This window comes from Diaphorobacter sp. HDW4B, from assembly GCF_011305535.1.
Classification (GTDB): domain Bacteria; phylum Pseudomonadota; class Gammaproteobacteria; order Burkholderiales; family Burkholderiaceae_C; genus Diaphorobacter_A.
The window spans coordinates 531,165-550,076 of the sequence record NZ_CP049905.1 but is presented as its reverse complement, the minus strand read 5'-3'; the positions used below and the strand labels follow the sequence as shown (position 1 = coordinate 550,076).

17 protein-coding genes are annotated in these 18,912 nt (G+C 59.3%); 1 reads left to right on the top strand and 16 read right to left on the bottom strand.

What is annotated here, in order from left to right:
• Positions 1–68 precede the first annotated feature (68 nt).
• The 16 genes from G7048_RS02570 to G7048_RS02495 all read right to left on the bottom strand — a co-directional run bounded on the left by G7048_RS02570 (position 69) and on the right by G7048_RS02495 (position 16,850).
• Complete coding sequence (locus G7048_RS02570; RefSeq protein ID WP_205750328.1) at positions 69–1,112, bottom strand: branched-chain amino acid ABC transporter permease; 1,044 nt, start codon at positions 1,110–1,112, stop codon at positions 69–71.
• Positions 1,109–1,996, bottom strand: coding sequence for a branched-chain amino acid ABC transporter permease (locus G7048_RS02565; RefSeq protein ID WP_166066653.1), 888 nt, complete (start codon positions 1,994–1,996; stop codon positions 1,109–1,111). The genes G7048_RS02570 and G7048_RS02565 overlap by 4 nt, the downstream gene beginning before the upstream one ends.
• Before the next feature lie 16 nt (positions 1,997–2,012).
• On the bottom strand, positions 2,013–2,741 hold the full coding sequence (locus G7048_RS02560) for an ABC transporter ATP-binding protein (RefSeq protein WP_371747608.1): 729 nt from the start codon (positions 2,739–2,741) through the stop codon (positions 2,013–2,015).
• On the bottom strand, positions 2,741–3,511 hold the full coding sequence (locus tag G7048_RS02555) for an ABC transporter ATP-binding protein (protein ID WP_166066651.1): 771 nt from the start codon (positions 3,509–3,511) through the stop codon (positions 2,741–2,743). Before G7048_RS02555 ends, G7048_RS02560 begins: the two co-directional genes overlap by 1 nt.
• Positions 3,512–3,662: 151 nt before the next feature.
• Positions 3,663–4,871, bottom strand: a complete 1,209-nt coding sequence (locus G7048_RS02550; protein ID WP_240933138.1) for an ABC transporter substrate-binding protein — start codon at positions 4,869–4,871, stop codon at positions 3,663–3,665.
• A gap of 303 nt (positions 4,872–5,174) precedes the next feature.
• Positions 5,175–6,713, bottom strand: a complete 1,539-nt coding sequence (locus G7048_RS02545; RefSeq protein WP_166066650.1) for a 3-hydroxyacyl-CoA dehydrogenase — start codon at positions 6,711–6,713, stop codon at positions 5,175–5,177.
• 27 nt (positions 6,714–6,740) lie between these two features.
• Positions 6,741–7,730 (bottom strand): NADPH:quinone oxidoreductase family protein, encoded by a 990-nt coding sequence (locus G7048_RS02540; protein WP_166066649.1) that lies wholly within the window; start codon positions 7,728–7,730, stop codon positions 6,741–6,743.
• Between the two features lie 13 nt (positions 7,731–7,743).
• A complete protein-coding gene (locus G7048_RS02535; RefSeq protein ID WP_166066648.1) occupies positions 7,744–8,856 on the bottom strand; it encodes a CaiB/BaiF CoA-transferase family protein in 1,113 nt (370 codons plus the stop codon).
• An 11-nt stretch (positions 8,857–8,867) separates the two neighbouring features.
• Positions 8,868–9,524 (bottom strand): 3-hydroxyacyl-CoA dehydrogenase family protein, encoded by a 657-nt coding sequence (locus G7048_RS02530; protein WP_240933137.1) that lies wholly within the window; start codon positions 9,522–9,524, stop codon positions 8,868–8,870.
• Between the two features lie 2 nt (positions 9,525–9,526).
• On the bottom strand, positions 9,527–10,402 hold the full coding sequence (locus tag G7048_RS02525; protein ID WP_166066647.1) for a 3-hydroxyacyl-CoA dehydrogenase family protein: 876 nt from the start codon (positions 10,400–10,402) through the stop codon (positions 9,527–9,529).
• 11 nt (positions 10,403–10,413) lie between these two features.
• Positions 10,414–11,580 (bottom strand): acyl-CoA dehydrogenase family protein, encoded by a 1,167-nt coding sequence (locus G7048_RS02520; RefSeq protein ID WP_166066646.1) that lies wholly within the window; start codon positions 11,578–11,580, stop codon positions 10,414–10,416.
• Positions 11,581–11,602: 22 nt separating this feature from the next.
• Positions 11,603–12,358: an SDR family NAD(P)-dependent oxidoreductase gene (locus G7048_RS02515; protein WP_166066645.1), complete on the bottom strand. Its 756-nt coding sequence runs from the start codon at positions 12,356–12,358 to the stop codon at positions 11,603–11,605.
• On the bottom strand, positions 12,351–13,121 hold the full coding sequence (locus G7048_RS02510) for an enoyl-CoA hydratase/isomerase family protein (protein WP_166066644.1): 771 nt from the start codon (positions 13,119–13,121) through the stop codon (positions 12,351–12,353). Before G7048_RS02510 ends, G7048_RS02515 begins: the two co-directional genes overlap by 8 nt.
• Positions 13,122–13,124: 3 nt before the next feature.
• Positions 13,125–14,807 carry a class I adenylate-forming enzyme family protein gene (locus tag G7048_RS02505; protein ID WP_166066643.1) on the bottom strand — a complete coding sequence of 561 codons (1,683 nt, stop codon included), beginning with the start codon at positions 14,805–14,807 and terminating at the stop codon, positions 13,125–13,127.
• An 18-nt stretch (positions 14,808–14,825) separates the two neighbouring features.
• Positions 14,826–15,605 carry an enoyl-CoA hydratase-related protein gene (locus G7048_RS02500; protein ID WP_166066642.1) on the bottom strand — a complete coding sequence of 260 codons (780 nt, stop codon included), beginning with the start codon at positions 15,603–15,605 and terminating at the stop codon, positions 14,826–14,828.
• A gap of 15 nt (positions 15,606–15,620) precedes the next feature.
• Positions 15,621–16,850, bottom strand: coding sequence for a CaiB/BaiF CoA-transferase family protein (locus G7048_RS02495; RefSeq protein WP_166066641.1), 1,230 nt, complete (start codon positions 16,848–16,850; stop codon positions 15,621–15,623).
• A gap of 251 nt (positions 16,851–17,101) precedes the next feature.
• Here G7048_RS02495 and G7048_RS02490 point away from each other — a divergent pair, with 251 nt between their 5' ends.
• Positions 17,102–18,760 (top strand): sigma-54-dependent Fis family transcriptional regulator, encoded by a 1,659-nt coding sequence (locus G7048_RS02490; RefSeq protein ID WP_166066640.1) that lies wholly within the window; start codon positions 17,102–17,104, stop codon positions 18,758–18,760.
• The last annotated feature ends 152 nt before the right edge of the window (positions 18,761–18,912 follow it).

Sequence of the window (18,912 nt, the reverse complement as noted above, 5' to 3'; positions counted from 1 at the left end):
AATGACGGACGTTTGGCTTTTACGATCCAATCATCCGAGAACCGAAGGCTAAGCACGGTGCGGTGAAGCTATCTTGCTCGCATTGACTTTCGAGTCAACTGCGCGGTAACTCCCACAATCCCATTTCTGAATGTCAGCACGCACAGAATGAAGATCAGCCCGGTCACGATGGTCACGGATTCGCCCAGCGATACGAACCATTCGATGCCTGTCCACCGGGCGAGCGCTGCGCCGATTTCTCCGAGTTTGTTTTCCAGAATCACGATCACCAGTGCACCGACGACGGGGCCGCTGAGCGTGCCCATTCCGCCAAGTAGCGTCATGAGGATCACTGCGCCGGACATGCTCCAGTGCACGTCCGTCAGTGTTTCGAAACCGAGTGACAGTGCCTTGAGCGATCCTGCCAAACCTGCGAGTGTGGCGGAGAGGATGAAAGCCAGCAGCTTGACGTTTTCCGTGCTGTAGCCGAGCGAGATTGCGCGGGATTCGTTCTCCTTGATGGCGCGAAGGATCTGACCGAACGGTGAATTGACGATGCGTGCGATGAGCGCCATCGCCGCTATGAAGATGACTACCACGAAGTAGTAAAATCGGCCGTCGCTCGATAGATCGAACACACCGAAAAGTGCGCCTCGCGGGATGCCTTGCAGGCCATCTTCTCCGCCGGTCTGTGGCACCTGTAGGCAGAGAAAGAACACCATCTGCGCCAATGCCAATGTGATCATCGCAAAGTAGATGCCTTGCCTGCGGATGGCCAGCAGTCCCATCACCAGACCGAGCAGAGCGGCGGTTGTCATGCCCAGCAGCAGACTCAGCTCCGTGGATACATGCCATTGCTTGATGGCATAGCCTGCCGCGTAGCCCGCGCCGCCGAACAGCGCGGCGTGGCCGAAAGACAGCAATCCCGTGTATCCCAGCAGCAGGTTGAAGGCTGAAGCGAACAGCGCAAGGCAAAGCACTTTCATCACGAACACCGGGTAGGCGCCCAGTGAAGGTGCGAGTGACAGTACGATCAGCAGCAACAGCCACACGAGGGGTGTCTTGTTGAACGGAGTGGAGGGTGTACCGCTGGACTGTTTGATTGGGGTTTGAATCGAGATTTCAGTCATCATTTTTCCTTGCCGAACAGGCCTGCGGGACGCACCAGTAGAACCAACGCCATCACAACGAACACCACGGTGGATGAGGCCTCCGGGTAGAACACCTTGGTGAGACCTTCGATCACGCCCAGACCCAGCCCGGTGATCACCGCGCCCAGAATCGATCCCATGCCGCCGATCACCACGACGGCGAAGACGACGATGATCAGGTTCTGCCCCATGAGTGGCGATACCTGCATGACGGGCGCGGCCAGCACGCCAGCGAATGCAGCAAGCGCCACGCCGAAGCCGTAGGTCAGCGTGACCATGCGCGGCACATTGATGCCGAAAGCTTCGACGATCTTCGGGTTCTCGGTGCCAGCGCGCAGGTACGATCCGAGTTTGGTTCGTTCGATGACGTACCAGGTGCCAATGCAGACGATGAGTGATGCCACAACGACCCAAGCACGGTAGTTGGGCAACTGCATGAAGCCGATGTCGGTGGCGCCTTGCAGCGCTTCAGGCGACGAATAGGGCAGACCCGACACGCCGTAGATGGAGCGGCATACGCCCTCGATCACCAGCGTGATGCCCAGTGTGAGAAGCAGCCCGTAGATGTGATCGAGCTTGTATACGCGGCGCAGCATGGTCTTTTCGATCACCACGCCGATCAAGCCGACGATCAACGGTGACAACAGCAGCATCACCCAGTAGTTGATCCCCAACTGATCCATGGCGACCCATGCCAGCAGTGCGCCAAGCATGAACAGCGCGCCGTGCGCGAAGTTGATCACGTTGAGCAACCCGAAGATCACGGCCAGGCCGAGACTCAGCATCGCGTAGAACGCGCCGTTGACCAAGCCCAGCAGCAGTTGCGAAAGCAGCGCGGGCAAGGGAATTCCGATATTGAAGGACATTGCGTTTCCTTTGTCGTCAAACACCGAGCAGCTCGTTGAGCACCGGAGTCTTGGAAGGAAGTTGGTCGGCGGTGAAGCCTTCGACGATGGTGCCGTGCTCCATCACGTAGAAGCGATCGGCAAGTGGCGCGGCAAAGCGGAAGTTCTGTTCCACCATCACCACCGTGTAGCCTTTGTGCTTGAGCATCAGAATCATGTGGGCCAGTGCCTGCACGATGACGGGCGCAAGGCCTTCGGAGATTTCGTCGAGCAGCAGAAGATTTGCGCCGGTGCGAAGAATGCGCGCCACGGCAAGCATCTGCTGCTCACCGCCTGAGAGCCGGGTGCCCTGGCTCATCCTGCGCTCCGCAAGGTTGGGGAAGATCTCGTAGATCTGCGCTTCGGACATGGCCTGCTCGGCAGTGCCGCCCTTGAGCAAGGGTGGGAGCAGCAGGTTCTCTTCGCAGTTGAGGCTGGAGAAGATTCCGCGCTCTTCAGGGCAGTAGCCCACGCCGAGATGCGCAATCTTGTAGGTTGGAAGGCCAATGGTTTCGCTGCCGTTGATCTTGATGGAGCCTTTGCGGGCGCCCGTCAGACCCATGATGGCGCGCAGCGTGCTGGTGCGGCCTGCGCCGTTGCGGCCAAGCAGTGTCAGGACTTCGCCGCGATGCACCGTCAGATCCACTCCGTGCAGGATGTGCGATTCGCCGTACCAGGCGTGCAGGCCTTTGATTTCCAGTGCGGGGGCGTTGGTGTTCATGTTCATCAATGCGCTCCCTGCAGTTCTGTGTCGGTCGTGCCCATGTAGGCTTCCATAACGCGTGGATCGGTGGATACCTGTTCGTACGCACCCTCTGCCAGAATCGCGCCGCGTTGCAGTACGGTGATGCGATCGGCGATGGAGGAGACGATGCCCATGTTGTGCTCGACCATGAGAATGGTGCGACCGGCGGAGACCTTCTTGATGAGCTGCGTGACACGATCCACATCTTCATGGCCCATGCCTTGAGACGGTTCGTCGAGCAGCATCAGCTCGGGCTCCATCGCCAATGTGGTGGCGATTTCGAGCGCGCGCTTGCGTCCGTAGGGCAGGTTGACTGTGACGGTCCTTGCGAACTCGCTCAGGCCGACGTGATCCAGCAACTCCATTGCCTGCGCGTTCAATGTGTTCAGCGATGTGCCGCTGCGCCAGAACTGGTAGGTCATTCCCAGTTTGCGCTGCAGTCCCACGCGCACGTTGTCGAGCACCGTCAGGTGCGGGAAGACTGCGGAAATCTGGAATGAACGGATGACACCTCGACGCGCGATCTGCGCAGGCTTTTCGCGGGTGATGTCGATGCCGTTGAACAGGATGGTGCCAGCAGTGGGTTCAAGAAACTTGGTCAGCAGATTGAAGCATGTCGTCTTGCCGGCACCGTTGGGGCCGATGAGCGCGTGTATGGATCCCCGGCGAACCTGCAGGTTGACATCGCTGACCGCAGTGAACCCTTTGAACGCTTTGGACAAGCGTTGAGTTTGCAGAATGAAATCCGACATAGGCAAATGAAGAATCTGGCCGCAAAGGGCGAGTGAAGCCGCAGCGCTGCTGAAAGGCAGTGCCGTGGCTGTGGAAGAGAAGGGGAAAGAGGATGGTTGCGGGCTGTCGGCTATGCGTCTGCCGCAATCGCCATGAACGCGAGGTTGGCGCTCAGCCCTTCAGTGGGCAGGCGCTCTTTTCGAGTGGCTCGAATGCCTGCGCCTTGGGGATCACCTTGCGGATGGTCAGCAGATCCCATTCGCCCTTGGATTCGGCAGGCTTCTTGGCTTCGGCCAGGTACATGTCGTGCGACATCAGGCCGTTCGCCAGAATTTTTCCGTCCTTGGCGAAGAAGTCGTTGATGGGCGTCTCGCGCATCTTGGCCATGACCTTGTCGGCATCGGCCGTGCCTGCGGCCTTCACGGCGTTGAGGTAGTGCATGGTGGCGGAGTACATGCCCGCTTGCACCATCGTCGGCATCAGCTTGGTCTGTGCATGGAACTTCTTGCTGAACGCGCGTGTCTCGTCGTTGTAGTCCCAGTAGAAGGCTGTGGTGAACTGCAGACCTTGCGCGGCTTTCAAGCCAATGCCCTTCAGATCGGTATCGACGATCAGCAGCGGCGCGACAAGTTGCTTGCCTGCGCTCAGGCCAAATTCTGCAGCCTGACGAATGGAGTTCTGCGTGTCGCGCCCAGCATTCGCAAGGCCGATGACCTGTGCCTTGGACGATTGCGCCTGCAGCAGGAACGAGCCGAAATCGGACGCCGAAAGTGGATGGCGCACCTTGCCCAGCACCTTACCGCCCATCTGCTCTACGACTGCGGAAGCGTTGGCTTCGAGCGAATGACCGAATGCGTAATCGGCAGTGATGAAGAACCAGTCCTTCTTGCCTTCCTCCACGATGGCGCGCGCTGTGCCGTTGGCCAGCGAGTAGGTGTTGTACACGTAGTGGATGCCGTAAGGAGTGCACTGCTTGCCTGTCAGCTCCGTGGTGGCCGAACCTGCTGCGATGGTGATCTTCTTCTTGTCGAGACCCAGCTTCTGCAGTGCCAGAGCGGAAGCGGAGTCGGTCGATTCGATGATCATTTCCACATTGCCGCGATCCAGCCATTCGCGCGCCTTGGTGGACGTGATGTCTACCTTGTTCTGGTAGTCGGCGCTGACCACCTCGATGGGGCGACCCAGTACGCTTCCACCAAAATCCTGCACTGCCATCTTGACTGCGGCGACACCGCCGGGCCCGCCGATGCCTGCATACACACCCGTCATGTCAACGATGGCGCCCACGCGGAATGGCTCTGCCGCGAAGCTGGTCTGTGCCACGACTGCCGTGGCGGCTGCTGCGGCTACGGTGGCGAGTCGCATTGCGGTTGCTTTCATTGTCTATCTCCTTGCGTTAGTTATCGTGATGAGGCAGTGAGCTGGTGTTCTCACTCGCACCTTTCTATTTGCAACTAGCGTGCCAGTCGGAAAGCAGCTGAAACAGGCACAAACGATGTGTTTTGGTGTACTTGAAACACAGTTTGACTACACACTTGCGTGCAAACATGTAGTCGTTGAGGACACGTTGAGGGATGGTTTGAATTCAACGAGCATTTTTGTTTTTGAACGTGTTCGTGTTGCTGCCCAAGAAAAAAGGCCGTGAAGAAGGTTCACGGCCTTGCAGTGCATTGATGCGTGGAATCAGGTCTGCGCATGCAGCAGCGACGCTCCCAATCCCGCACGGCGCCATAGCCAGGGGCTGGGGCGGTAGCGCATGTCACCGGTCAACTCATGCAATGCGCGCAGGGTCTGCAGAACCAGCGGCGCACCGATGGCGTCGCCCAATGCCAAAGGTCCCTTGGGGTAGCCCAGTCCCAGATTCACTGCCAGATCAATGTCCTTGGGGGATGCAATGCGCTGTTGGGCAATGTCGCACGCGATGTTGATGATGCTGCAGAGAATGCGCTGCGCGACAAAGCCTGCTGAGTCGTGGATCACGGTGACGGATGTGCCGTCGCTGGACAGCAGACCGTGCGCCGCCCCCTTGAATGCATCGCTTGTGAGTGGCGTTGTCATCAACGTTCGGCGCTTGGTGTTCGCAAACGGGAGCAGCGTGTCGATGGCAACCACGCGCGTAGCGTCAAGCTCTTCGTTGATTGCGGCGGTGCTTGCATCCAGGCCCAAAGGCGTCACAAGAATGAGCGCATTCGGCGAGGGTCGCTCTGACGGTTCTGCCTGAATGCCGAGCCGTGAAAGCAGCTCCACCGTCATGGCATGACCGCGTGCGTCGGCACGGCTCACCCACACGCTTTGCGGGCGCGCCGTTGGCGCGCTGCGTTCAGGCGCAACCAGCTTGATGCCATCGGGATAGGCATAGAAGCCTTGAGCCGTCTTGCGTCCCAGCATTCCACCCACCGCACGCACTGCGGTAATGGGAGAAGGGCGGTAGCGGGCTTCCTGGTAGAACTGGTTGTAGATCGACTCCATCACGGGGTGCGATACGTCCAGTCCCGTCAGATCCATCAGCTCGAAAGGGCCCATGCGGAAGCCCGCCTGTTCACGCATGATGGCGTCGATGTCGGCAAAGTCTGCGACACCTTCCTGCGCGACTTTGAGACCCTCGATGTTCATGCCGCGACCTGCGTGATTGACGATGAAACCCGGCATGTCCTTGCAGCGCACAGGTGTGTGCCCCATCGCTGCCGAAAGCGCCATGAGTCGGTCACCGGTCTCGGGCGCTGTGGACAGTCCATCCACCACCTCGACCACCTTCATCAGCGCAACCGGGTTGAAGAAGTGATATCCCGCAACGCGACCGGGGACGCGCGCGCCCGCTGCGATGGCCGTGATGGACAGGGATGATGTGTTGGACGCGATGATCGCATCGTCTCGCAAGATCGCTTCAAGCTGAGCAAGCAGCGATCGCTTGATGTCCAGATTCTCGACGATGGCTTCAACGACCAGATCGCAGTCGGCCAGCACGCTCAGTTCGATGGACGGATGAACGCGAGCAAGCGTGTTGGCAACGTCAGATGCGGTGATCTTTCCCTTCTCTGAAAGTCTCTCCAAAGTGGAGCGAAGATGCTGAAGGGCGGCCTCCACCGCTGGCTGCTTCACGTCATGTAGATGAACCGTGAGGCCCGCCTGTGCAGCGATCTGCGCGATGCCGCGCCCCATGGCTCCGGCGCCAACGATGCCGATGCGCTGGATGGTGTTGGATGAAAATGCTGGTGATGTCATGTGCTGATGCGCTGTCCCGTGAAGTCGTCAAGCGACGCTCAGCACGTACTTTCCTGAAGTGACGCCGGAAGAAAGTTTGCTCAAGGCGATGCGTGCGTCCTTCAGCGCCAGGGTTTCCGCAATCTTCGGCTTCAATGCGCCTTGTTCGTAGAGCTGGAAAATCTTCTCCTGTACGTCGAGCACCTTTTCGGGTTGACGATCGCGGTAGTCGCTCCACTGCAAGCCACTGACTGCGATGTTCTTGACGAGCAGGTAATTGACCTTGACGGCGGGAATGCGCCCCGATGCAAAGCCGATCACCACAGCACGTCCGCACCATGCCACTGCGCGCATGGCCGCGTCAAAAACATCGCCACCCAAGGTGTCGAGCAGAACATCTGCGCCATGTCCATCGGTAGCGGCATGCACCTGCTGCCTGAGCGAATCACGCAGATCGGGCGCGGCAAGGCCAATGACCGCGTCCGCCCCCAGCTCCTTGGCAATGCGCGTGTGTTCTTCACCGCTCACCGCTGCCAGTGCGACGCCACCCAAACCTTTGACAATCTGAATGGCTGCCGAGCCCACGCCGCCTGCGGCGCCGGTGATGAGCACCTTTTCTCCAGGAACGAAGCCACCACGTTCCACCAGTGCGAAGTAGGCTGTCTGGTAGACGAGGCCCATCGCTGCGGCGTCTTCAAACGACATAGAGTCTGGAATGCGAAAGCACGATGAACCCTGCGTGCTCACCAACTCGGCATAGCCTCCGAACTCCAACTGAGCGACGACACGGTCGCCGGGCTTCACATGTTTGACATTGGCGCCTGTGGCGCGCACCACGCCAGCGGCATCCTTGCCGGGAACGAAAGGGCGGTCTGGAAGGATCTGGTACTTGCCTTGCACCACCAGTACGTCGGGGTAGTTCACGGCTGCGGCATGCACTGCGATCAGCACGTCGTTGTCGCCAACCACTGGTGTTGGCATCTCTCCGATAGCGACAGCGTCAGGCGCGACGAACTCGTCAATAACGATGGCTTTCATGTTGGTCCCACTTTCACTTGTTCAAGATTTGGTTGTCCGCCCCCAGCGCTGGCGTGGGACGTGAACGATCGGAGCTGCGGAATGCTGCATCCACTGGTACAGGCAGCGCGGGCATCTGCACGCCGTCCGCGGTGGTCACCGTGTGCGAGAACAACCCGCGTGCATTGAAGTGGGCGTCGTGTCGCGCTTCCTCCAAACTCAGAACGCGGCTTGTGCACACGTCCTGATTTTTGAAGACTTCCTCCCAGTGGGCTACGGGTTGCTTGGCGATCGCATCCGCCACAGCCGCTATGGCACTGCCAGGAGAGAGCTTGGACAGTGCTTGTTCATCAAAACCGACAAGCGCGGTGAAGTTGCCCCAGAACTTGTCTTCCAGCGGTGCTGCAGCCAGATAGGCGTTGTCCGCCGTGCGGTAGATCTGGTAGCGCGGAGTGCCGCCGGTGACGAGATCGCTCGCGGTTGCGGGCCACTGGCCGAGCGCGCCATTGCCTAGTCCCCAATACTGGAAGGTGAACAGGTTGTCGGCCATCGCCACATCCAAGTGCATGCCTTTGCCGGTGACATCGCGTTGACGCAGTGCGAGCAGGATGTTGATCATCGCGGGATAGGTGCCACCAGCGATATCGGCGATGAGTGCTGGCGGCAGCACCGGCGCGCCATCGCTTCCGGCTGTGAGCGAAAGCGTGCCCGACGCAGCAACGTAGTTCAGATCATGTGCAGCTTCTTTGGCGCGCGGACCGTGCTGGCCGAATCCTGTGATGGAGCAGTAGATCAGACGTGGGTTGATTCTGGAAAGCGCTTCATAGCCCAAGCCGAGACGATCCATCACGCCGGGTCTGAACTGCTCGATCAATACATCCGCCTCCTTCAGCGAAGGCATGAGCTGCGCGAGCGCATCGGACGATTTCAGATCGATGCTGACCGAGTGCTTTCCTCGATTCAGTAGAACGAAGTTGGCGCTGTCCACTCCGGCCTTGGGTTCATAAGAGCGCATCTCGTCGCCGCGTTCCGGGCGCTCAAGCTTGATCACTTCCGCGCCAGCTTCTGCCAGCAGCAATGAGCACAAAGGGCCAGGCAGCAGGGTGCTGAAATCCAGCACCTTCAATCCAGAAAGAGGTTGAGTCATCGTCAAATCCATCAGATCACTTGCTCGCGCGCTGCGGCGACGCGTGCGCGTCGCGCGGGTGCGTAAGGCTCCTGTCCCAGCGCTTCGTGCAGATCACGGGTCACGCTGAAGTGATGTGCGAGACCTGTGCGCTCGAGCAAGGAGATGGGGCCTTCGGGATACCCCAAGCCGAGGCACAGCGTCTTGTCCAGATCGTCGGCGCTTGCGAGCTTTTCGTCGAGGCGTCTCAGGGCTGCGTTGAAATACGGGCGAATCAGGCGATCGACGATGCGACCGGGAAAGTCGTTGCACACCACCACGATCAGACCTGCTGCCTGAAACGCTTCTTTTGCTGCCTGCAAAGCGGATTCGGAAGTGGCAGGTTGGCGGACAAGTTCAACCAGTTGGCTGGGCGCAGCATTGCCCAGTCGAAAGCGTGCGAAGCCGATGACGTTGGAGCCTTCCTTGGCGCGGCTTTCACCCGTGTGTACGCCAAGGCATTCGGTGCCCAGCTCGATGGCGACAAAGCTGCGTTGCTCATGATTCTTGCCTGCAGCGAATGCCTTGCCTGCATCTGATCCGATGTAGACAACGCCCTTTGCGCCCTGCGTTGCGGAGTCCAAGAATGCGTGATTCTCGGGGAATGAACGGCTTTCGCCAGCCTTTGCGATCTCGTAGCTCATGCTCATGCTCATGCTCCAAACATTTTGGTGTTGCTGTAAGTGTGGAAGCCCACACCAGTCTTCTTGCCAAGGCGGTTGGCGGCGATCATGCGTCGCACCAGGGGGGGGCATGCCGCACGCGGTTCATGCGTGAGGCCGTGCATCGCTTCGCACAGCAGCTTCTGGGTGTCCATCCCCACGAGGTCGAGCAGTTCAAGCGGGCCCATTGGATAGCCGAGAGCAGTCTTGATCGCGAGGTCGATGTCCTGTGGTTCGGCAACACCTTGCTCGACGAGGCGGATCGCGTCGTTGTTGAACGGGATAAGGAAGTAGTTGAGGATGAAGCCCGGCGTGTCCTGCGTGGCGACGGGCTTCTGGCCCATGGCTTCGGCAAACTTCCATGCGGCCTCGAAAGTCTCAGGCGATGTGTTCATGCCTGGAGACATCTCGATCAGCTTCATGAGCTGCGCTGGCAGGCAGAAGTGCATGCCGACAAAGCGGTCCGCGCGTCCGCTGCCGCCGGCTATCTCGGTGATAGAGATGGTGGAGGTGTTGGAGGCGAAGATGGTCTTCTCGGGGCAGTGCTTGTTCAGTTCGGAGAAGAGTTGGTGCTTGACCTTCAGGTCTTCAAAGATGGCCTCGATCACCAGATCGCATTGGGACATGTCTTCCAGCTTGGTCGTTCCAGCCCAGTTTTCCATTGCCGCTGCAGCGCCGCCTGGAGGCAGCTTGCCGCGCTCTTCAGACTTCTTCAGAAACGCGCTGGTCTGCTCGCGGGCTTTGTCCAGTGCCTCTTGGCGTGTGTCGAACACGATGGTGCGAAAGCCTGCGCGCGCGGCGACGATGGCAATGCCTGCGCCCATCGTTCCTGCACCAGCAACACCTACTGTTTGAATTGTCGTCATGAGAGTCTCCGTTATTTCTTGAGAAAGCTGCGACCGATGAGCTGGCGGTGCACCTGATTCGTGCCTTCCCAGATCTGCGTGATCTTGGCGTCACGCATCAGTCGTTCCACGCGATAGTCGTTGCAGTAACCGTAGCCGCCCAGAAGCTGCACAGCGTCGGTGGTGATGCGCATGGCTGCATCGGTGGCTCGCTGTTTGAGCAGCGATGCTTCAATGCCGAAATCCGAATCGCCGGAATCCACCATGTGCGCGACGCGCCAGAGCCACGATTCGCACAGCGCCAGTTCGCTTGCCAGATCGGCCAGCATGAATTGAATGCCTTGGAACTCCAGAATCCGCTTGCCGGATTGGCGGCGCTCGTTGATGTATTCCACGGCGTCTTCAAACGCTCCGCGTGCAATGCCCAGCGCGTGTGCAGCAACGCTGGGGCGTGATCGGTTCAGCGAGCCAAACAGAATTCGCAGACCGTCCCCTGGGTTGCCGATGAGGTTGGCGCGGGGAACCCGGCAGCCGTCGAATGCGAGAGTGGCGGTGCTCGATGCGCGCGTTCCCATCTTGTGCTCGGTGCCCATGACGCGCAGGCCTTCGGTTCCCTTCTCGAGAATGAGAACGGAGATCGACTGTTTGGGATCACCAATCTCCGACCATTTGCCGAAGACCAGGTAGAGATCAGCCACGTCACCGTTGGTGATGAAGGTCTTGCCACCGTTGATGATGATGTCGTCACCATCGGGTGTGAAGTTGGTGCGCATGCCGGTGGCGTCCGATCCTGCGGATGGCTCCGTGATGGCGAGCGCGGCGACTCCACCTTCTGCGATGCGCGGCAGCAGGCGTGATTTCTGCTCTTCGCTTCCGTATTCGATCAACGGTTTGATCGCATGGAAATTGGTGGCCCAGATGATGCCGGTTGATGCACAGGCCTTGGATATCTCGCGCGCGCAGGCGATGTAGCTGGTGAAGGACAGTTGCGCGCCGCCATAGGCGTCGGGAATGAACATGGCGTTCAAGCCCAGCTCGTTGATGGCACGAACGTTGTCCCACGGAAACTCGCCCGATCGGTCGTATGCAGCGGCGCGAGGTGCAATCTGCGCGCTGCACAGTTCCTTGACGCTGTCGAGGAGCATGTTCTCCTCGGAGGTCAATGGCAGGCGCGCATCCATCCGCTCAAGTATGTTCATGATGATGTCCGAAGTCGTTGAGTCAAAGAGCCATGCCCTGGCCACCATCGATGTAGATGGTCTCGCCAGTCAGGAAGCGGCCAGGGAGCTGGAACAGCAGCGCAGCCAATTGCGCGATGTCGTCGGATTGGCCGGGGCCTCCGGTTGGAATGCGCTTTTTCAAGAAGTCCTTGAGTGGTCCGTGGTTGAGGTCTTCGCGGTTCAGATCTGTCTCGATGTAGCCAGGCGCGATGTTGACGACGCGGATTCCATCACGCGCCCATTCCACCGCAAGGCAGCGCGTGATGGCCGCCACCGCCGCCTTCGACGCGCAGTACGCCGCATTGCCGCGAACGCCCAGCTTGTCGTAGAACGAGCCGATGTTGATGATCAATGCGGAACCCGCATCGCGCAGGTGCGGATATGCAGCCTGGCTGGCGAGCATCACCGCGTTGGCGTTTGTCTGCATCACGCGCTCGAAGTCCTGCATCGAGAACGTTGCCGACGGGCCCTGCAGGTGAATGCCTGCGTTGTTGATCAATCCCACCAACGGCTTGCCGAAATGCGTGCGTGCAGCATCCAACGCCGCGTTCACTGCAATCGCGTCGGTGATATCGCACTTCAGTGCGTGCATGCGTGCTTTGGCGTCGGCGCTCAGTTCCGCATTCGTCGGCAATTCACCAGAGCGCGAGAGGCAGGCCACGTGAAAGCCTGCAACCGCCAGCGCGGTGGAGATGGCAGCGCCGATCCCGCGACTTGCGCCCGTGACGACTACGGTTCCCTTGTTTGATTCAGGCATCCTTGAACTCCGGCTTGCGTTTTTCCATGAAGGCGGTCATGCCTTCCACTGCGTCTTGTGTCTGGTAGGCGAGGGTGGAGAGGTCGGCCTCGACTGCGAGCCCTTCTTCCACCGTCGTTTCCATGCCGCGAACCACGGCTTCGCGGGCGAACTGCGATGCGGGCAAGCTGTAGCCGATGAACTCCGACATGAATTGCTGGCCAAGTGCAAGTGGATCGTCACCTTCAACGATGCGATTCACCAGGCCCCAGCGATCAGCTTCTGTGGCGTCAACGGTCTTCCCGGACATCACCATCTCGAGCGCGCGCGCCTCTCCAATCAGACGCGGCAGACGCTGCGTTCCTCCGTAGCCGGGGATCAGTCCCAGCTTGATTTCTGGTAGCCCCATGCGTGCGCGCGCAGTGGCGATGCGGAAGGTGCAGCCCATGGCCAGTTCCAGTCCGCCGCCAAACGCGTAGCCGTGGATGACCGCGACCGATGGAATGTGCAGCTTCGCAATCTTGTTGAATGCCTGTTGGCCCAACTGCGCGCCCTTGCGTTGTTCCATCAGGCTGCGGTTCATGAGCTCCTTGATGTCGGCGCCAGCACAGAAGGCCTTTGGGCCGGCACCGACAATGATGAGTGCGCGCGCATTGGATGCAGCCACTTCGTCCACGGCATCGGAGATGGCCTGCAGCATCTGGAACTGCAGGGCGTTGAGCGCATCGGGGCGGTCCAGCGTGATGATCGCGAATGCGCCGTCGTAGGAAAGTTTCATCGCCATTTGTCAGGCCTCCGCGTTGGCTTTCGCCTTGAAGCGAACGGGCGTGGGCGTGAGCTCGCCACGCGCTGTCATGTCCACCAGCGAGCGCTTGAGGATCTTGCCGCTGGCTGTTAGCGGAAACTGTTCGAGCTTCAGGAAGAACTCGGGCATGTCGTACTTGGACAGACCGGCTTCGGCCAGATGCTCGAGCATCTGCTGCGGATCGACCACATCGCCGATGCGCGTGACGATTGCGAGGCACACCTTCTCGCCCAGGCGCTCGTCCTGCACGGGGTAGGCGGCTGCCCGCTCGACCATCGGGTGGCGCATGGCCAGCTCTTCGACGCGAGCCGGGTGGATGTTGTGGCCGCCGCGAATGATCAGATCCTTCTTGCGACCAACGATCTGGATGCAGCCGTTCTCATCGATGATGCCGAGATCGCCGCTCATGAACCATCCGTGGATGTTGAATGAGGTTTCGGTGGCGACCTGATTGCTGAAGTAGCCCAGCATGAGCAGACCACCGCGTCCGCCGATCTCGCCGATCTCACCCACTTCGGCTTCGATGTCGCAATCTTCCTGCTTCCACAGACGCACTTCATAGCCACGGCATGCGCGGCCGCAGGTGGAGACGATGGTCTCTGACGTATCTGTGGGAATGGTGTAGTTGTGCGATCCGTTTTCCGTCATGCCGTAGACGTTCTGCGGCGTGACACCAAGGCGCACGAACTTCTGCGCCACGTCTTTCGGAATGGCGGAGCCAGCCATGTAGAACGTGCGCACATCGCCCAGCGATGTCAGGTTGCGATCGCGTGCGATCTGCAGAATGTCCATCGCGTGTGTCGGCACGCCCATCACGTAGGTTGCGCCGGTTTCCACGATCCAGTCGAGGGCGTTCTTGCCTGCGCGCAGATTGGTCATCACCATTTCGGCACCAGCCACAAGAGCCTGCTCCAGACCCACGGTTCCGATGTGGTGGCTCATGGGGCTGAGCGTGAGCACGGTGGTGTCCGTCGTGTGACCCCAGTCGTCAACGAGCGCGCGGCCATTTGCGAGCAGCGTGTTGTCGCTGTGCATGACGCCCTTGGGCAATCCAGTCGTTCCCGATGTGAAAGCCAGATAGACAATCTTGTCTGGGTTGAGGTCCGGCGTTGCCAGTGCCGATGGCGGCTGCCTGTCAGGAAATGCCTGCGTGTTGCCTGGCGGCTGTGCGACTGCGCTTTGTGTGTTGGGCAGCGCGTACATGGCGGTCATCGTGGGGATGTGGCCCATCTTGTCGAAGATGGAGTTCACGTCCGAATCCGCACCATAGCCCGGCATGGCGAACAGCGCACGGCATTGAATGCGGTTGAGCAGCGTGCAGATTTCCTCGACCGTGTAGTTCTGATGCAGCGATGGGCAGCACACGTAGCCATTGCGCGAGCAAGCCAGAAAAACGATGGTGGCCTGAACCACGTTGGGCAGCCAGATGCCGACTCGGTCGCCGGGCTTGAGGCCCTGACGATGCAGCGACTCGGCGACGCTGTCCACCCAATCGATGACTTCACGCCATGTCAGCCGCACATCCGCATCGCGCAACGCACACGACGTAGGCCGTTCGCGTGAATGCCGGCGGGCGAGGGTGTAGAGCGTTTCCTGCTGCCAGATGCCGGACAGGTAGTAGTCCCGCGCGTTCTGCGGATTGTGGAGGGTCAGAATATTCTGCATGATCTTCTCCGTGGCGCTTCACTGTCCGAACTTGGACGCGTCGGGCTTGCGGCGTTCGGCAAAGGCGGCTGCGAGCTCATCGTGCTCCTCGGTTTTGAGATAGCCGCGCAGCAGCAAGTCGTGCGCCATGCGGGAGAGTCCGGAGACGCCACCGTGCCGCGCATTGAAGGCGCTCTTGAGCGAAGCCAGCGCGAAGGCACCGCGGTCGGCGATTTCAAGTGCGTACTCACGCGTTGCTTCGGCGAGCTTGTCGTCAGGCACGACCATGTTTATCAGGCCCATGTCCAGCGCTTCTGCCGCGCTGATCTTCGGGTTGCGATACCAGATGTCCTTGGCGCGCTTCTTGCCGACGAGGTCTTCCAGATACCACGTACCGTAGCCCGCATCAAAGCTGCCAACCATTGGGCCGACCTGACGGAAGATCGCTGATTCCTTGGCGATCGTGAGATCGCACACCACTTGCAGCACGTTGCCGCCACCGACCGCGAAGCCGTTGACCGATGCGATGACGGGCTTTTGCAGACGGTCGATGCTTTCATACATTTCCAACGTGGGCAGCACGCCTGCGTAGAGCGTGGAGTCCTCCATGCCGTCCTTGCGACCGCCAGTGCAGAAGAACTTGTCGCCCGCGCCGGTGATGACGATGACGCGCGTGCGCGTTTCACGACGGATCGCGTTGATGCAGTCACGAACTTCGTGACACATGGTTTCCGTGAACATATTGCCGTCGTGCGGGCGGTTAAGTGTGATGGTGCCAATGGGGCCGTTTTCTTCGTAGAGGATTTCTGTGAAGGACATGTTGTTGTCTCCTTGTTAGATGATGGCTGTCTGTGCGAGTTGAGCGATGGAGGTGCTCGACATGGAAAGTGTTTCTTTGAGAATGCGCTCGGTGTGTTGCCCTAAGGCGGGTGGTGCGCTGCGCAATACGGAAGAGTTGCCGTCAAAGCGCACGCCGAGGCCTACCTGAGGCACAAGGCCCTTCTCGCCCAGCGTGGAAAAGAACAGCCCGCTTTCAAGCAAGAGAGCATCTCCCACCAGTTGGTCAATGCTGTTGATGGGCCCTGCGGGAATACGATGCTGTTCAAACAAGGCGAGCCAGTGGCTGCGCGATTGCGTGCGCAGCAGCGTCGCGATGTCCTTGACGATGGTAGCGCGCTCCACGCGGCGCTGTGCATTGGTTTCAAAGCCCACACGCTTGGCATATTCGGGGTTGCCGACGGCTGTCCAGAAGCGCTGCCAGATGGCATCGTTGCCCAAGCCCAGCGTGATTGGATCATCCGAAGTGCCGAAGACCTGATAGATGGCGATGACAGAGTCCGTGCCACCCGAGCGATGCGGCGCTTCTTGCGATCCGAGATAGGGCACGATGCGTGGTGCCATGAAGCGCGACATCGTCGCCACCATCGAGACGTCAATCTGTTTGCCTGCGCCAGTCTTGTTGCGTTCGATGAGTGCAGCCATCGTCGCCATGGCGATGTCTTGGCCTGCGAGCAAGTCAGCTGCTGGCGTGCCCACCTTCTGCGGCGGGCCGTCCGCCTCACCAGTCAGATCCATCACGCCGGAATACCCCTCCGCGATCAGGTCATAGCAAGGCAGATCGGCACGCGTGCCGCTGAGGCCAAAGCCGGTGACGGACACATGGATCAGCTTGTCGTTGATCTGCTTGAGCGTGGCGTAGTCCAAGCCAAGCTTGGTCTGAATACGCTGAGTGGAATTCAACACCACCACATCGGCCACGCGCACCAGTTCCTGAACGAGATGACGGGCATCGGGATGCGCGAGGTCCAGCGTCATGCTCTGCTTGTTGCGGTTCATGCTGAGAAACCAAAGCGACTCTCCATCAAGGAACGGCGGACCCCAGCTTCGCGCGTCATCGCCGCCCTTGCGTTTCTCCACTTTGATGACTTCCGCGCCCAGATCTGCCAGCAGCAAGGTGCCATACGGGCCCGCCACTGAGGTCGTGAAATCGAGAACCCGAACGCCGTTCAGGCATTGCAGTCCGGGGCCGGACTCGGCGAGAGGGAGTGTCTTCAGCAATTCCATATCGTGTTGTCTCTCATGTTGTCCAACACGTGAATGCAAAGGCTGTGCCAACACTTGGCGCACTATTTGCGATGCAGTCCTGCCAGTGGAAATCTCAATGAAATCTACGTCTTATGTACAGGAATTTGTCTGCGCGCTGTATTTGTTCCTAGAATGAAAGTGTCTTTGTAGTGTCTTCGATGGATTTTCTGCAAAGGCAAATGTGTCTTCGACGAAGACACAGGCGCGAAAAAATACAAAATGGTGGAGACATGACACGTGAATCAGAAGGGGTCCTTGTGTTGGACCTGGATGGCAATGCAACCTTTGCCAGTGGCATGGGGTGCGACTCCTCGGTGGCCGCATCACTGCGCAACCTCTGGCGCAATCGGGATCGTGTGCCGCTCAAGCGATTGGCGGCATTAACAGACCTGGAACGCCCGCTCACGGTGGCAGCCATTCCATCCCGTGATTCTGTGTGTTTTCTTGTGTTCGCGGTGCAGGAATCCGACGAACTGAGCGAGTTTCTGGCCAGCGTTGAGGCAGCGCCAGATATCCTCCGGCACTTTGTGACCGACCCTTACAAGGCCATTGTGGTGGTGGACACGAAAGCGCGCATCTCGTACATGAGCGCTGTGCACGAAAAGTTCTTTGGATTGAAGCATGGCGAAGGGATCGGCAAGCACGTCACTGAGGTCATCGAGAACACCAAGCTGCAGGAGGTCGTTGCCACCGGAAGAGCTCAGGTCGCTCAATTGCAGGAGATGAATGGCGTTACGCGCGTGGTGTCGCGACTGCCAATCTATGACCGCAACAAGCGCTTGGTGGCGGCCATTGGACAGGTGATGTTCAAAGGTCCGGAAACTATGCAAGAGCTTTCGGTTGAACTGGCGAAAGTGCGGCAGGAGCTGGACTTCTTCAAGCGCGAGCTTTCGGGCATCCGTAACCGCAGCTACGGGCTCGATCAGATCGTTGGCAGCAGCGAGGCGGTGCGCCGCTTGAAGGAAGACATTGTGCGTGTGGCGCGCCTTGACGTGCCTGTTCTGCTGACTGGAGAAAGCGGCACCGGCAAGGAGATGGTGGCGCACGCCATCCACATGCTCAGTCCGCGAAATGACAAGCCGCTGGTGCTGGTGAATTCCGCTGCCATGCCCGCCAATCTGGTAGAAAGCGAACTGTTCGGCTACGAGCCCGGTGCGTTCACTGGCGCCGACAGAAAAGGTCGCAAGGGCAAGTTCGAAGCAGCCAACACGGGCACGCTGTTTCTCGATGAAATCGGCGACATGCCGATGGACATGCAGGTGAAGATGCTGCGCGTTCTGCAGGATGGGCACTTTGAGCGCGTTGGTGGAGACAAGGCGCGGTACTCGGATTTCCGTCTTATTTCTGCGAGCAATCGTGATTTCAAGGCCATGATTGGTGATTCCACATTCCGGCTCGATCTCTTCTATCGCATCAGTACCGTCACGCTACGCCTGCCGCCTTTGCGGGAGCGACTGGAGGACATTCCAGAACTGGCAGATACCTTCCTCGAAGCATTCGCAATGCGCCACGGATCGGCGCGAAAATCCATCTCTGAGGCGGCCATCCGCTTCCTGCAGTCGAGCGCGTGGCCGGGCAATATCCGTCAGCTTCAGCATGCGATCGAACGCGCTGCGATCTTCTGTGATGGAGTCATGCTGAATGTCGAGGATTTCGAAGGACTCGAGGTCACGGAACGTGCGCCGAGCAAGGTGGCTGAGCCGATCAGCGGAACATCCAGCGAGAAATGGTCGAGCGATGTTCGCGGCGCCAAGGATCGCGTCGAATCGGAGCTGATTCTCGACGCGATGAAACGCACTGGCGGCAACAAGAAGCGCGTTGCTGAAGAGTTGGGGATTTCCCGGTCTTATCTCTACAAACGCCTGGCGATGCTTGCCATCGACGAATGATGTCTGCCTGCAAGCCTTTGACTCAGACCTTGCCAGCGCTGTTTGCGCAAGGCATTTTGCTCGCTTCGAACCCGTTGTTAAGGAATGCTTGATTGTCTCTACGCATAGGTCTCCCTTAGATTCAGATCCACTCGAAATACCTTCCATTCGAG

Excerpts from the sequence above, each read along its gene's own strand:
- G7048_RS02570 (WP_205750328.1), bottom strand. The coding sequence starts at position 1,112 with ATGATGACTGAAATCTCGATTCAAACCCCAATCAAACAGTCCAGCGGT.
- G7048_RS02565 (WP_166066653.1), bottom strand. The coding sequence starts at position 1,996 with ATGTCCTTCAATATCGGAATTCCCTTGCCCGCGCTGCTTTCGCAACTG.
- G7048_RS02560 (WP_371747608.1), bottom strand. The coding sequence starts at position 2,741 with ATGAACATGAACACCAACGCCCCCGCACTGGAAATCAAAGGCCTGCAC.
- G7048_RS02555 (WP_166066651.1), bottom strand. The coding sequence starts at position 3,511 with ATGTCGGATTTCATTCTGCAAACTCAACGCTTGTCCAAAGCGTTCAAA.
- G7048_RS02550 (WP_240933138.1), bottom strand. The coding sequence starts at position 4,871 with ATGAAAGCAACCGCAATGCGACTCGCCACCGTAGCCGCAGCAGCCGCC.
- G7048_RS02545 (WP_166066650.1), bottom strand. The coding sequence starts at position 6,713 with ATGACATCACCAGCATTTTCATCCAACACCATCCAGCGCATCGGCATC.
- G7048_RS02540 (WP_166066649.1), bottom strand. The coding sequence starts at position 7,730 with ATGAAAGCCATCGTTATTGACGAGTTCGTCGCGCCTGACGCTGTCGCT.
- G7048_RS02535 (WP_166066648.1), bottom strand. The coding sequence starts at position 8,856 with ATGACTCAACCTCTTTCTGGATTGAAGGTGCTGGATTTCAGCACCCTG.
- G7048_RS02530 (WP_240933137.1), bottom strand. The coding sequence starts at position 9,524 with ATGAGCATGAGCTACGAGATCGCAAAGGCTGGCGAAAGCCGTTCATTC.
- G7048_RS02525 (WP_166066647.1), bottom strand. The coding sequence starts at position 10,402 with ATGACGACAATTCAAACAGTAGGTGTTGCTGGTGCAGGAACGATGGGC.
- G7048_RS02520 (WP_166066646.1), bottom strand. The coding sequence starts at position 11,580 with ATGAACATACTTGAGCGGATGGATGCGCGCCTGCCATTGACCTCCGAG.
- G7048_RS02515 (WP_166066645.1), bottom strand. The coding sequence starts at position 12,358 with ATGCCTGAATCAAACAAGGGAACCGTAGTCGTCACGGGCGCAAGTCGC.
- G7048_RS02510 (WP_166066644.1), bottom strand. The coding sequence starts at position 13,121 with ATGGCGATGAAACTTTCCTACGACGGCGCATTCGCGATCATCACGCTG.
- G7048_RS02505 (WP_166066643.1), bottom strand. The coding sequence starts at position 14,807 with ATGCAGAATATTCTGACCCTCCACAATCCGCAGAACGCGCGGGACTAC.
- G7048_RS02500 (WP_166066642.1), bottom strand. The coding sequence starts at position 15,605 with ATGTCCTTCACAGAAATCCTCTACGAAGAAAACGGCCCCATTGGCACC.
- G7048_RS02495 (WP_166066641.1), bottom strand. The coding sequence starts at position 16,850 with ATGGAATTGCTGAAGACACTCCCTCTCGCCGAGTCCGGCCCCGGACTG.
- G7048_RS02490 (WP_166066640.1), top strand. The coding sequence starts at position 17,102 with ATGACACGTGAATCAGAAGGGGTCCTTGTGTTGGACCTGGATGGCAAT.